8 protein-coding genes are annotated in these 13219 nt (G+C 52.6%); 6 read left to right on the top strand and 2 right to left on the bottom strand.

Annotation, left to right across the window (positions count from 1 at the left end; genetic code table 11):
* Nucleotides 1–29: 29 nt before the first annotated feature.
* Both FYJ52_RS02140 and FYJ52_RS02135 read right to left on the bottom strand, forming a co-directional pair.
* Nucleotides 30–1313 carry a type II toxin-antitoxin system HipA family toxin gene (locus FYJ52_RS02140; RefSeq protein WP_154575616.1) on the bottom strand — a complete coding sequence of 428 codons (1284 nt, stop codon included), beginning with the start codon at nt 1311–1313 and terminating at the stop codon, nt 30–32.
* Entirely contained in the window at nt 1310–1531 is a 222-nt protein-coding gene (locus tag FYJ52_RS02135) for a helix-turn-helix domain-containing protein (protein WP_154575615.1), read from the bottom strand. The genes FYJ52_RS02140 and FYJ52_RS02135 overlap by 4 nt, the downstream gene beginning before the upstream one ends.
* Before the next feature lie 422 nt (nt 1532–1953).
* On the opposite strand from FYJ52_RS02135, the gene rpoB reads away from it, so the two are divergent.
* The 6 genes from rpoB to fusA all read left to right on the top strand — a co-directional run bounded on the left by rpoB (nt 1954) and on the right by fusA (nt 13174).
* Nucleotides 1954–5739 carry a DNA-directed RNA polymerase subunit beta gene (rpoB, locus tag FYJ52_RS02130; protein WP_154575614.1) on the top strand — a complete coding sequence of 1262 codons (3786 nt, stop codon included), beginning with the start codon at nt 1954–1956 and terminating at the stop codon, nt 5737–5739.
* Between the two features lie 3 nt (nt 5740–5742).
* Nucleotides 5743–9618 carry a DNA-directed RNA polymerase subunit beta' gene (rpoC, locus tag FYJ52_RS02125; protein WP_154575613.1) on the top strand — a complete coding sequence of 1292 codons (3876 nt, stop codon included), beginning with the start codon at nt 5743–5745 and terminating at the stop codon, nt 9616–9618.
* Nucleotides 9619–9711: 93 nt separating this feature from the next.
* Nucleotides 9712–9966 (top strand): L7Ae/L30e/S12e/Gadd45 family ribosomal protein, encoded by a 255-nt coding sequence (locus FYJ52_RS02120; RefSeq protein WP_205960732.1) that lies wholly within the window; start codon nt 9712–9714, stop codon nt 9964–9966.
* Between the two features lie 101 nt (nt 9967–10067).
* Nucleotides 10068–10442, top strand: a complete 375-nt coding sequence (gene rpsL / locus FYJ52_RS02115; RefSeq protein WP_154575611.1) for a 30S ribosomal protein S12 — start codon at nt 10068–10070, stop codon at nt 10440–10442.
* A gap of 143 nt (nt 10443–10585) precedes the next feature.
* Entirely contained in the window at nt 10586–11056 is a 471-nt protein-coding gene (rpsG, locus tag FYJ52_RS02110) for a 30S ribosomal protein S7 (protein WP_295362313.1), read from the top strand.
* Between the two features lie 42 nt (nt 11057–11098).
* Nucleotides 11099–13174 carry an elongation factor G gene (gene fusA, locus FYJ52_RS02105; RefSeq protein ID WP_328598746.1) on the top strand — a complete coding sequence of 692 codons (2076 nt, stop codon included), beginning with the start codon at nt 11099–11101 and terminating at the stop codon, nt 13172–13174.
* The last annotated feature ends 45 nt before the right edge of the window (nt 13175–13219 follow it).

Raw genomic sequence — 13219 nt, 5'->3', positions numbered from 1 at the left:
GCCTCGTTTTTTTGTGTCTTTTTATTACTTCAGGCAAATTGTTCCCAGCCGCCGGTTTTGAGGACTCGGTCGGCGAGACGTTTAGCGTTGACAAAGCCTTGATCGACCAGTGACGCGGTGGCGGCCTGCAGGGCCGGAACAAAGGATTGGCTGAGGCGGTGCAGATGCTGCGCGGCGATTTTGGCGCCGAGACCGCAGGCTTTGGCGGCGCAGGCAAAATCCGCCGGCGTGATGTCGTCGAGGGACAGATGATCGCCGATTTTAAAGGCCATGCTGCGTGTGGAACTCGGGTAAATGGAGGTCGAGATCAAATCGTATGCCGGGGCCAGGCGGATCGCGGCTAGATTTTCATCGTAGAGCAGAGAAAAATTTTTCAAGTGGTTGTCGGTGTTGCCGATCAGGAAATTGAAAATGACTAAGTCCCACAGCTTTAACTGGTCGACAATAGGATTGGCTGAATAACGGCGCAGAAGCTCAAACATCCGCGGCAGGTAATGGTCGTCCGGCCCTTCGTATTTATGTTCCGAGGAGATCCCAAGGGCTTGGGCGAAATCCTCCTGGTGAAGGCGCTGGGGCATGGGCATGCCGTTAAGGGTTGGCGTCGAGCGGGAGAAGGTTCTGTCGTAGCGGCGCGTGGCGAGGAGCACGTCCTGGTCCCGGCCGCTGCCGACGTTGACGATAAAACTCTGGGGCACGGGGATACCGAGACGCTCGGCCGTCGTCAGCATCAGCTGTTCGTTGGTGACGATGTTGTCGAGACGGACGTGGCTCTGCTTGACGATGTGAGTGCTCGGCGCAGTGCCTCTGGGCAAAAACCATGCCCCGGTGTCGGGGCTGTGGTAAAGGCCGACCTTGCCCGAGGCGCCGGTCAGCGACAAATGGGCCTTGGTGACGAGCGCGGCGGAGACCGTCACGCCCTCGTTGGCGAGATCGTGCACCTGGGACATGGACAGCGGCTCGTAGTCGGGCGAAATCGCCGGCTCGGACGGATCGCTGATGGTGATGGCGCCGAGACATTCCCGCCCCAGCATTTTGAGCAGGGTGAGGTAATCGTCGGCGTCGATGTGCATCCAAGCGGCGACGGAGCGGCGGGTAAAGCCCTCGGGCAGCAGCCCTTCGAAATAATTCTTGGTGGTTTCCGGCGAAAATGGATCGCTCTGAAGGGGCAGATGCAGGGAAATGGGCCGTGCGTTTTCCCGGGACAGATAATCGGAAGCGTATTGAAACTGGGGCGGCGCAGCGGAAGTGCCTGACAGCGTGCCGACCAGCACGGGCTGCCCGCAGATTTCAATGGCGACGTCTAAAACACTCAAGCGTTGGTGCCTCTGGCGTTGAGCGTCGTGTCGAGCCCGAGCAGATTGGCCAGGTAAAGGGCTTTGCCGAGTTCGGCTGTGGGTTTGCCTCGCTCGAGATCGGAAATGAAACTGATGCTGAAGCCGGTAAATTCAGAAAGAAAAGCCTGGGTGTAATGCAGCTGTTTTCTGCGGTTGCGCAGGGCGGCACCAAATTCAGAGGTGTCATTGATTTTCATAAAAAATTCCCCCATTAATCAAAAATTAAGCCGAACGGCGAAAAAATAAAAATATAGAGAAAAAATGAGCCGTACGGCTTTATTTGCTTTGTAAAATGCATTATAAAAAAAATAAAAGAAATTGTCAATCCGAAGACTTGACAATCTTAAAACGGCGTGATAACATGCTCAATTGAACTCAAGTACAAAAATTTATCATTATTTTTTTAAAAAATTTTTGTATTTCTTCAAAAAAACTTTATAAATTGTCAATGCAAAAAGGCATGGATGGGCGTGAAACCGCTGATCAAAGGCGGTTTGAAGGAATTTTTTATTTTCCGGATTCGTTTTTCTGACTGATCAAAGGTCGGAAATTTCATCGATACCTTTTCTTTTTTGCTGTCTGAGTGTGTTTTTATTGGATTCGAAGGAGACAAACGCTAATGGTACAAGTACATCCTGTTCGATCTGGACTTCGTATCAGACAAAGTTTCTCGAAAATTGAAGAAGTTCTCGAGATGCCGAATCTGCTGGAGGTTCAGCTGGATTCCTACAAATGGTTCCTGGAAAAGGGCTTGCAGGAAGTTTTCGACGATATGCGCGAAATCACGGACTACACCGGCAATCTCGTGCTTCAATTTGTCGATTACGATCTGGAAGACAAAACGAAGTGTTCAATCGAAGAATGTAAGGAAAGAGATCAAACTTATTATCAGCCGCTCAAAGTCCGCGTGCGCCTGATCAATAAAGAAAAGAACGAAGTCAAGGAACAGAAGGTTTATCTGGCCGATCTTCACAAAATGACGCCGACCGGCACGTTTATCGTCAACGGGGCCGAACGTGTCATCGTCAGCCAGCTGGTCCGCTCGCCGGGAGCGTACTTCACCTCCGAAATGGACAAGAAAAACCGTATCCCGCTGTATCAGTCCCAGATCATTCCGAACCGCGGCGCCTGGCTCGAATACGAATCCGACGCCAACAATTTACTCTGGGTCAAGATCGACCGGACCCGTAAGATTTCCCTGACGCTGATGCTCAGAGCCTTCGGCCTGGGCGACGACAGCGACATCATCGGCATCTTCGGGGAAGATCCGCGCTTGATTGAAACCATGAAGAAGGACGCTGCCAGCGAAGTTAACAACCGCGTCAGCGGTCTTCTGGAAATTTACCGCCGTCTGCGCCCGGGTGAACCGCCAACAGTCGATTCGGCGGAATCACTGCTGACGTCGATGTTCTTCGACGACCGCCGTTACGATTTGGCAAAGGTCGGCCGCTACAAGTACAACAAAAAATTGGCACTGGCGTCCCGTCTGATCGGTCAGGTCGCTTTTGACGACGTCATTGACGAAGAAACCGGCGAAATCCTGATCGAAAAGGGCCAGAAATTCGACAAGGCAACGGCCTGGGCAATCCAGAACGCCGGCATCAACACCGTTCGCGTCGCCATCACCATTGACGGCGAAGAAGCGCCGTTCAACGTCATCGGCAACGACTTTGTCGATTTGACCGAACAGGATCTGCCTTTCGACGTGTCCGATCTCGGCATCAACGAATTCGTCTACAAACCGGTGCTCGACGAAATCATGAACGACGAAGCCCTTTCCGACGAAGAAAAACACGACGAAATCAAGCGCCGCCACCGTGAACTGATTCCAAAACATCTGCTTCACTCCGATTTGTACGCGACGGTTTCTTATTTCATGGGCCTGGAATACGGCATCGGCGAAACCGACGACATTGACCACTTGGGCAACCGCCGCCTGCGTTCTGTCGGGGAATTGCTCCAGAACCAGTTCAGAATTGGCTTGTCCAGAATGGAACGGGTGGTGCGCGAACGCATGAGCGTTCAGGACGATGAAATCCTGACGCCGCAGAGCCTCATCAACACTCGCCCGATCAACGCAGCCCTGAAGGAATTCTTCGGTTCCTCTCAGCTGTCTCAGTTCATGGACCAAAACAACCCGCTGTCAGAATTGACCCACAAGCGCCGTCTGTCGGCATTGGGGCCGGGCGGTTTGTCCAGAGAACGCGCCGGCTTTGAAGTGCGAGACGTTCACGACTCCCATTACGGCAGAATGTGCCCGATTGAAACGCCTGAAGGTCCGAATATCGGGCTGATCGGCTCCTTGGCCATTTACGCCCGCATCAACGAATACGGCTTTATCGAATCACCGTACCGCCGCGTTGTTGACGGTGTGGCCACGGACGAAGTCGTCTATTTAGCCGCCGACGAAGAAGGGGAATACGCGATCGCTCAGGCCAACGAACCTTTGGACGAAAACAACCGATTCGTTAACAGCCAGGTTACCGGCCGTGTCGGCAAGAACCGTGACTTTACGACCATCCACCGCGACGAAGTCGACTTCATGGACGTCTCGCCAAAACAGGTTGTCTCAGTCGCGGCTGCGCTGATTCCATTCCTCGAAAACGACGATGCCAACCGCGCCCTCATGGGGGCCAACATGCAGCGTCAGGCCGTGCCACTGCTCAAACCGGAAGCGCCGCTGGTTGGGACCGGGATGGAAGCCAAAGCGGCCCACGACTCCGGCGACTGCCAGATTGCCAGACGCGCCGGAACTGTCGCTTACGTTTCGGCAGATACCATTCGAATTCGTCCGGACGAAGGCGAAGGCATGGATGTCTACCACCTGCAGAAATACGAAAGAACCAACCAGGGCAACTGCATGAATCAGCGCCCGCTGGTTTACCACAATCAGCACGTCGACGCTGGGGAAATCATCTCCGACGGGATGGCCACCGAACAAGGCGAACTGGCCCTTGGCCGCAACGCCCTGATCGGCTTCATGACCTGGGAAGGCTACAACTATGAAGATGCGGTCCTGCTCAACGAAAACCTTCTGAAGGAAGACCGCTACACCTCGATTCACATCGCTGAATTTGAATGCGAAGCCCGCGAAACGAAGTTGGGGCCTGAAGAAATCACCCGCGACATTCCGAACGTCGGGGAAGACGCCCTGAAGAAACTCGACGAAAACGGGATCATTTACATCGGTGCAGAAGTCAAGTCCGAAGACATTCTGGTTGGGAAGGTCACGCCCAAGGGCGAAACCGATCTGTCGCCGGAAGAAAAACTGCTGCGCGCGATCTTTGGCGAAAAGGCCAGAGAAATCCGCGACACTTCTTTGAAAGTGCCTCACGGCGAACAGGGGATTGTCGTCGACGTCAAGGTCTTCTCGAGAGCCAATAAAGACGAAGATTTAAAACCGGGCGTCAACACGATGGTCCGCGTATATATCGCGACGAAGCGCAAAATTTCCGTCGGGGATAAAATGGCCGGGCGCCACGGGAACAAAGGGGTCATTTCCCGCATTCTGCCGCAGGAAGATATGCCGTTCCTGCCAGACGGGACGCCGCTGGATATCTGCTTGAACCCGTTGGGCGTGCCGTCCCGTATGAACATCGGGCAGGTGCTCGAAGTCCATCTCGGGATGGCGCTGCGCTCCCTCGGCCTGCACATCGCGACACCGGTCTTCGATGCGGCCAATGAAAATGACATCCGTGACCTTTTGGTCGAAGCCGGCCTGCCGGAAGACGGCAAGGTTCAGCTTTACGACGGTCGAACCGGCGAGCCCTTTGACGGCCGCGTCACCGTTGGGGTCATGTATTATCTGAAGCTGCACCACCTGGTCGACGACAAGATGCACGCCCGTTCAACCGGCCCGTACTCTTTGGTCACCCAGCAGCCGCTCGGTGGGAAGGCGCAGTTCGGCGGACAGCGTTTCGGCGAAATGGAAGTCTGGGCCCTCGAAGCTTACGGCGCAGCGCACACCCTCCGCGAAATTCAAACCATTAAATCCGATGACGTCGTCGGCCGTGTGAAGGCTTACGAAGCCATTGTCAAGGGCGAAAATATTCCGGAACCGGGCCTGCCTGAAGCCTTCAAGGTTTTGATCAAGGAACTCCAGGCGCTGGCCCTCGACGTCACCGTCAATACCGACGACGGCGAACACCTCGACGTGCTGGATATCGACCTGGCTCAGGAAGCTTACGATAACGGCGAATTCGATCAGAAGAAACCGCACGAACATCACGAGGCTGAAGAAGCGGAAGATCAGGACGAAGAAGAAGCCGCACAGTCGCTGTTCGACGATTTGTCCGGGGCTTCCGACGATCAGATGGCGACGGAAGATGATTATTCCGACGAAGATATGTTCGGCATTATCAACGGCCAGGATATTGATGCGGATTTGAACGATAATGAGGAGTAAAAGATGATCAATCCACAGGATTTAAAATTTGAATCGATCCAGATCAGTCTGGCATCACCGGAAAAGATCCGCCAGTGGTCCCGCGGTGAAGTCAAAAAACCTGAAACGATCAACTATCGTACATTAAAACCGGAAAAGGACGGCCTGTTCTGCGAAAAGATTTTCGGGCCGACCAAGGACTGGGAATGTAACTGCGGCAAATACAAGCGGATCCGCCACAAAGGCATCGTCTGCGAAAACTGCGGGGTCGAAGTCACCCGGGCGAAGGTTCGCCGCGAACGCATGGGCCACATCGAGCTGGCTTCTCCGGTTTCGCACATCTGGTATTTCAAGGGGATTCCGAGCCGGATGGGTCTGATCCTCGAAATGTCGCCGAAAGAATTGGAACGCGTCATTTATTTCGCGTCGTATATTGTCACCGATCCGGGCGATTCGCCGCTGGCTTACAAACAGCTGCTCTCGGACACAGAATACCGCGAAGCCAGACAGCAGTACGGCAGAAGCTTCAGAGCCAGCATCGGCGCAGAAGCCATCAAAGAATTGCTGCAGATGGTCGACTTGGACCAGGACGAAGCGGTGCTCAAGGAAGAACTGAAAACCGCCACCGGCCAGAAACGCATCAAGGTGGCGCGCCATCTTGAAGCGGTCGAAGCGTTTAAATCGTCCAACAACAAACCGGAATGGATGATTCTCGACTGCATCCCGGTCATTCCGCCGGAACTGCGCCCGATGGTTCAGCTGGACGGCGGCCGGTTCGCCACCTCCGACTTGAACGATTTGTACCGCAGAGTTATCAATAGAAACAACCGTTTAAAGAAACTCCTGGAACTCGACGCGCCGGACATCATCATTCAGAACGAAAAGCGCATGCTCCAGGAAGCCGTTGATGCCTTAATTGACAACGGCCGCCGAGGCCGTGCAATCACAGGCCCGGGCAACCGTCCGTACAAATCCTTGAGCGATATGCTCAAAGGGAAACAAGGGCGTTTCCGTCAGAACCTCCTTGGCAAACGTGTCGACTACTCTGGCCGTTCGGTTATCGTCGTCGGTCCGGAACTGAAAATGTACCAGTGCGGTCTGCCGAAGGAAATGGCCATCGAATTGTTCAAGCCTTTCGTCATGCACGAATTGGTGGACCGCGGCATCAGCCAGAACATTAAAAACGCGAAGAAGACCGTCGAAAAGATGGATCCGATCGTCTGGGACGTGCTCGAAGATGTCATTCACGAACACCCGGTTCTGCTCAACCGCGCACCGACATTGCACCGCCTCGGGATTCAGGCCTTTGAACCGGTTCTCGTTGAAGGCCGTGCGATGAAATTGCATCCGCTGGCCTGCACCCCGTACAACGCCGACTTCGACGGCGACCAGATGGCCATTCACGTGCCGCTGTCCGTTGAAGCACAGGCTGAAGCGCGTTTCCTGATGATGGCCTGCAACAACATCCTCAAACCTCAGGATGGGACGCCGGTTGTCGTGCCGACGCAGGATATGATCCTCGGCGCCTACTACATTACGCTGGAAATGAACGACGAAGAAGAAGCTGCACACGGCAGCTTCGCTCCGGCGGACTATGAACCGGTCATCTCCGATGAAATGCCGGTCTTCTGCGACGAGGCAGAAATGGAAATGGCATTGGCCAACCACGCCGTCGGCCTGCACAAGCGGGTCAAGGTTCGGGAACACCGTACCATTAACGGCGTCGATCACGTCGGATTCATCGAATCAACCGTCGGCCGTTTTATCTACAACCAAGTCATTCCACAGGATTTGGGCTTTGTCGAAAGAGATCCGGATAAACCGGAAACTTACTTCAAACTTGAAATCGATCAGGTCGTCAAAAAAGGCGTCTTGAGCAAGATTGTCGACAAGTGCTTCAGAAAACACGGACCAACCATCACTTCTGAAATGCTCGACGAAATCAAACGACTCGGCTACAAGCATTCGACCTTGTCCGGAATTACCGTCGGCGTCGCCGACATGCAGGTGCCGGGGAACAAAGAAGAAATATTGGCCGCTGCCGACGAAAAGATCGACGAAAACCAGGCCAATTACGAAATGGGGCTGATCTCTTGGGATGAACGCCACAACAATATCCGCGATATCTGGAATGCAGCGACGGACGAAGTTACCCGCTCCCTGCTCGATAATCTGGGCCGCTTGAATCCAATCCACATGATGGCCGATTCCGGGGCCCGTGGTTCTGACAACCAGATCCGTCAGCTCGCCGGGATGCGCGGCTTGATGGCGAAAACCGACGGGGACATCGTTGAATTGCCGATCCGCTCCAACTTCCGTGAAGGGCTCAACATTTTGGAATTCTTCTCCAGTTCCCACGGGGCCAGAAAGGGCTTGACCGACACCGCTCTGAGAACGGCCGACTCCGGTTACCTGACCCGCCGTCTCGTTGACGTCTCTCAGGACGTGATCGTCCGCGAAGAAGACTGCGGCACCGAACACGGCTACGAAGTCCACGCGCTGAAAGAAAACAACGAAGTTATCGAAAGTCTCGGCGAACGTATTGCCGGGCGCTACGCACACGAAGATATTGTCGATCCCAATACCGGCGAAGTGCTGGTGGCCAAGGACGACGTCATCACTCGGGAAATGGCGGACAAGATCGACGAACTCGGCATCGAATCCGTTAGTATCCGCGCGGTCTTCAACTGCGAAGCAAAACACGGCGTCTGCCGCAAGTGCTATGGGGTTGACCTGACGACTTGGAAGCCGGTCAATATCGGCGAAGCCGTCGGGACCATCGCCGCACAGTCTATCGGCGAACCAGGGACTCAGCTGACCATGAGAACCTTCCACGCCGGCGGGGTTGCATCTGGGGACGATATCACCCAGGGGCTCCCGCGTGTCGAAGAATTGTTCGAAGCCAGAAGACCGAAAGGCCAGGCCATTGTCACCGAAATTGCCGGGGTTGTCGATATACAGGAAGGCAAACGCGTCGAAGCGATCGTGTCGGCACCGGATGGCAATTCGAAGAGCTACGTCATTCCTTACGGGGCCAGACTGAAAGTTGCGACCGGCGATTCCGTCGAAGCGGGACAGCCATTAACAGAAGGGTCCATCAACCCCAATGACATCCTGCGTATACAAGGGGTCGAGGCCGTTCAGGCTTACCTCTTGACAGAAGTGCAGAAGGTTTACCGACTGCAGGGGGTTCACATCTCGGATAAGCATATCGAAGTCATCATTCGTCAGATGCTGAGAAAGGTCAAGATCGAAGATTCAGGGGACACGGACCTGATCACCGGCACCGTCGTCGATATTTTCGACGCCCGCGAAGCCAACAACAAGGCTTTGGATCACGGCCTCGAACCGTGTACCTATTCCCGAGACCTGCTCGGAATCACAAAGGCAGCGTTGGCGACGGATTCCTTCCTGTCGGCAGCTTCCTTCCAGGAAACAACCCGCGTCCTGACCGATGCGGCGGTGAAAGGAAAGATCGACCCGTTGATGGGCCTAAAGGAAAATGTCATCATCGGTCAGCTGATTCCGGCCGGGACCGGGATTCGCGAATACGAAAACGTCGGCCTGGAATACGATGAAAATGTGCTCGACGACGAAATCGACGCATCAGCCGATTTGGCAGATGACGACGATTTGATTGACGACATCGCCGAAGGGGAAACCGAAGGCTTGGACGTGGTCATCGACGATGAAAACATCCTCGCAAAACGTGTCGAAGAAGAACGGAAATCCATCGACGACAGCATTGAAAAGAACGCCGAACTTTCGAAAGCCTTCGATATGTTCGACATGGATTTCTTAAGCGATGACGACGCAGAAGCAGACGACCAGCCGGACAGTCAAACCGATTCAGACGACAGCCATACAAATGATGGCGGCTCCGGCGATATCCTCGGCTGAACGGATAAAAAAAGCCTTGACACTGAATCAGCAGAAAGGTAAAATAATCACGCATGCTTTTTTGAGTGTGCATCAATGCCAAATGAGAATCCTATGAAAATAGATGTAGAGACTTTTAAAAGCTCACCCAAGGTCATCGGATTGAATCAAACGATGAAAAAAATGCGGAAAGACGAAATCCGCCTTGTTGTGCTCGCAGAGGACTGCGACGCACCGATTGCCGAGACGGTCAGAGAAGCCTGTGAAAAAAATCAGGTGCGCTGTATTGTCGCTGGGACCAAGGTGGAAATCGGCAAAGCTTGTGGAATCGACAGACCCGCAGCCGTAATCGGCTTTTTGGATGAGTGAAAAAACGATCAAGCAAGGCATGGTTATCTCCGGCACCTTCTTTATTAAGCAAAGAATGTGCCGGTTTTAATAAAAATTTAAATGAGGAGGTGCAGCACTGAATGCCTACCATTAATCAGCTTGTTAAACAAGGAAGAAAATCGGCAGTTCTGAAAACGAAGACGCCGGCTTTGAAGAGCAACCCGCAGAAACGCGGCGTGTGTACCGCTGTCCGTACAGCCACACCGAAAAAGCCGAACTCAGCACTTCGTAAAATTGCCAGAGTTAAACTTGTCAATGGCATGGAAGTTACGGCTTATATTCCAGGGATCGGTCACAACCTGCAGGAACACTCGATTGTTCTCGTTAAGGGCGGCCGTGTTAAGGATTTACCTGGGGTTCGTTATAAGATTATTCGTGGCGCGCTCGATGCCGCTGGCGTAGAAGACCGCAAGCAAGCTCGATCCAAATACGGGGCTAAAAAGCCTAAAAAATAAGTAGTGCAGTCAGAGCCGCGTCATAAGAATAGAATCTTTTGATGTGGATTGGCCATTAACTCGAAAGCATTCGAGTTAAGTGCACGACGACATTTGGATGTCGAGTACCGATGAAAATCCAAAATTGTTAAGGAGGGAAGCAAGTGCCTAGAAAAGGACCAGTTCCTAAGAGAAAAGTACTGCCGGATCCGATCTACAAAAACACGATTGTGACGAAATTGATCAACAACGTGATGTTAGACGGTAAGAAAGGTGTCGCACAGCGTATCGTTTACGGTGCCTTTGATCTGGTAGCAGAAAAAACAGGAAAAGATGCGCTTGAAGCATTTCAAGAAGCAATCGCCAATATCACACCGGTATTGGAAGTTAAAGCAAGACGTGTTGGCGGGGCTACCTATCAGGTCCCAGTAGAAATTCGCGCAGACAGAAAACAGGCGTTGGCATTGAGATGGCTCGTCGGTTTTGCCCGTCAGCGTTCCGAACGTACGATGGTTGAACGCCTCGCAGGCGAAATCATGGATGCCTGCAACAATTCAGGCGGCGCTGTCAAACGCAAGGAAACCATGCACGCCATGGCAGAAGCCAACAAAGCCTTTGCTCACTTCAGATGGTAAGCGTTTTAGGTTAGATCAAAATAACCAGAACAAGGAGAAATTGTGGCTAGAGAATATAGTTTGGAAAATACGCGGAATATCGGCATCATGGCGCACATCGATGCGGGTAAAACCACGACGACAGAACGTATCCTTTACTATTCCGGGAAAATCCATAAAATCGGCGAAACCCACGATGGGGCTTCCCAGATGGACTGGATGGCGCAGGAACAGGAAAGAGGGATCACCATCACTTCTGCGGCTACGACTTGTCATTGGAAGGGGAATCGAATCAACATCATCGATACTCCGGGGCACGTCGACTTTACCGTTGAAGTTGAACGTTCTTTGAGAGTCTTGGATGGTGCCGTTGCTGTTTTCGACGCCAAGGCAGGGGTTGAACCGCAGTCAGAAACGGTTTGGCGCCAGGCTGACGAATACGACGTTCCGCGTTTGGTTTATATCAATAAAATGGACGTTACCGGGGCTGACTTCTACATGTCAGTCGATACCCTGGTCGACCGTTTAAACGCCAACCCAATTTGTATTCAGCTGCCGATCGGCGCTGAACATGACTTTATCGGGATCATTGACTTGATCAAGATGAAGGCTGAAATCTACAAAGACGAATTGGGCGAACAGATTGAAATCACCGACATTCCAGATGATATGAAGGACAAGGCCGAAGAATATCGCGACAAGATGCTCGAAGGCTTGGCCGAAGTCGATGACGACTTAATGGAAAAATATCTGGATGGTCAGGAAATTTCTGAAGAAGAAATTAAACGTGCAATCCGTAAAGGGACAGTTGAATTGAAACTCGTTGCCGTCACCTGCGGCTCCTCTTACAAGAACAAAGGGGTCCAGATGCTGGTTGACGCCATTGTCGATTATCTGCCGTCGCCACTGGACGTTCCGGCTGTTAAGGGGATTGACCCGAATACGGACGAAGAAACGACGCGTGAAGCATCTGATGATGAAAAATTCTCAGCACTCGCATTTAAGATCATGACTGACCCGTACGTCGGGAAACTGGCCTTTATGCGTGTGTACTCTGGGAAAGCTGAAGCAGGCTCTTACGTCTACAATTCATCAAAAGATAAACGCGAAAGATTGGGCCGCATCCTTCTGATGCACGCCAATCACCGTCAGGAATTAACCGAAGTTTATACCGGCGATATCGTCGCTGCGGTTGGTCTGAAAGACACCGGTACAGGGGATACCCTCTGCGATCCGGATCACCCGATTATCCTCGAAAGCATGGAATTCCCGGATCCGGTTATTTCCGTTGCTGTTGAACCGAAGACCAAGGCGGGTCAGGAAAAGATGACCGTTGCCCTGATGAAATTGGCCGAAGAAGATCCGACCTTCAAAACTCACACAGATGAAGAAACTGGTCAGACGATCATTTCCGGGATGGGCGAACTCCATCTGGACATCATCATCGACCGTATGCTGCGTGAATTCAAGGTCGAAGCCAATATCGGTAAACCACAGGTTGCTTACAAAGAAACCATCACCAAGAAGGTTGACGCTGAAGGCAAGTTCGCTCGTCAGTCTGGTGGCCGCGGTCAGTACGGTCATTGCTTGATCACCTTGGAACCGTTGGAAGCCGGCGAAGGTTTTGTCTTCGAAAATAAAGTTGTCGGTGGTGCGATTCCGAAAGAATTCATCGGACCGATCGAACAGGGGATCAAAGAAGCGATGCAGAACGGTGTTGTCGCCGGCTATCCGGTTATTGACGTTAAAGCAACTGTCTACGACGGTTCTTACCACGAAGTCGACTCCTCAGAAATGGCCTTTAAGGTCGCTGGGTCGATGGCGTTCAAAAACGGGATGCGCAAGGCTGCACCAGTTCTGATGGAACCGATGGAAAAACTCACGGTTGTCTGTCCGGAAGAATACATGGGCGACGTCATGGGGGATATCAACTCAAGACGCGGCCGTGTTGAAGGGATGGAAGCCCGTCAGAACGGCACACAGCAGATCACAGGTGTTGTACCGCTGGCTGAAATGTTCGGTTATGCCACTTCACTGAGAAGTAAAACGCAGGGCCGCGGGATTTCAACCATGCAGTTCTCACACTACGAAGCTGTTCCGAAATCAATCGCTGAAAAAATTATTGAAGGCAAAGAATAATGGTTCTCAACCATTTGTCTTGAATCAGATAGTATAGAAAGGAAT

It is taken from the genome of Pseudoramibacter porci, assembly GCF_009696145.1.
GTDB classification, from domain to species: domain Bacteria; phylum Bacillota; class Clostridia; order Eubacteriales; family Eubacteriaceae; genus Pseudoramibacter; species Pseudoramibacter porci.
This window is presented reverse-complemented; position numbering and strand designations above follow the sequence as displayed.

What these genes read in the sequence shown, in the direction of transcription:
- rpoC (WP_154575613.1), top strand. Translation starts at nt 5,743, where the DNA reads ATGATCAATCCACAGGATTTAAAATTTGAATCGATCCAGATCAGTCTG.
- FYJ52_RS02120 (WP_205960732.1), top strand. Translation starts at nt 9,712, where the DNA reads ATGAAAATAGATGTAGAGACTTTTAAAAGCTCACCCAAGGTCATCGGA.
- rpsL (WP_154575611.1), top strand. Translation starts at nt 10,068, where the DNA reads ATGCCTACCATTAATCAGCTTGTTAAACAAGGAAGAAAATCGGCAGTT.
- FYJ52_RS02135 (WP_154575615.1), bottom strand. Translation starts at nt 1,531, where the DNA reads ATGAAAATCAATGACACCTCTGAATTTGGTGCCGCCCTGCGCAACCGC.
- rpoB (WP_154575614.1), top strand. Translation starts at nt 1,954, where the DNA reads ATGGTACAAGTACATCCTGTTCGATCTGGACTTCGTATCAGACAAAGT.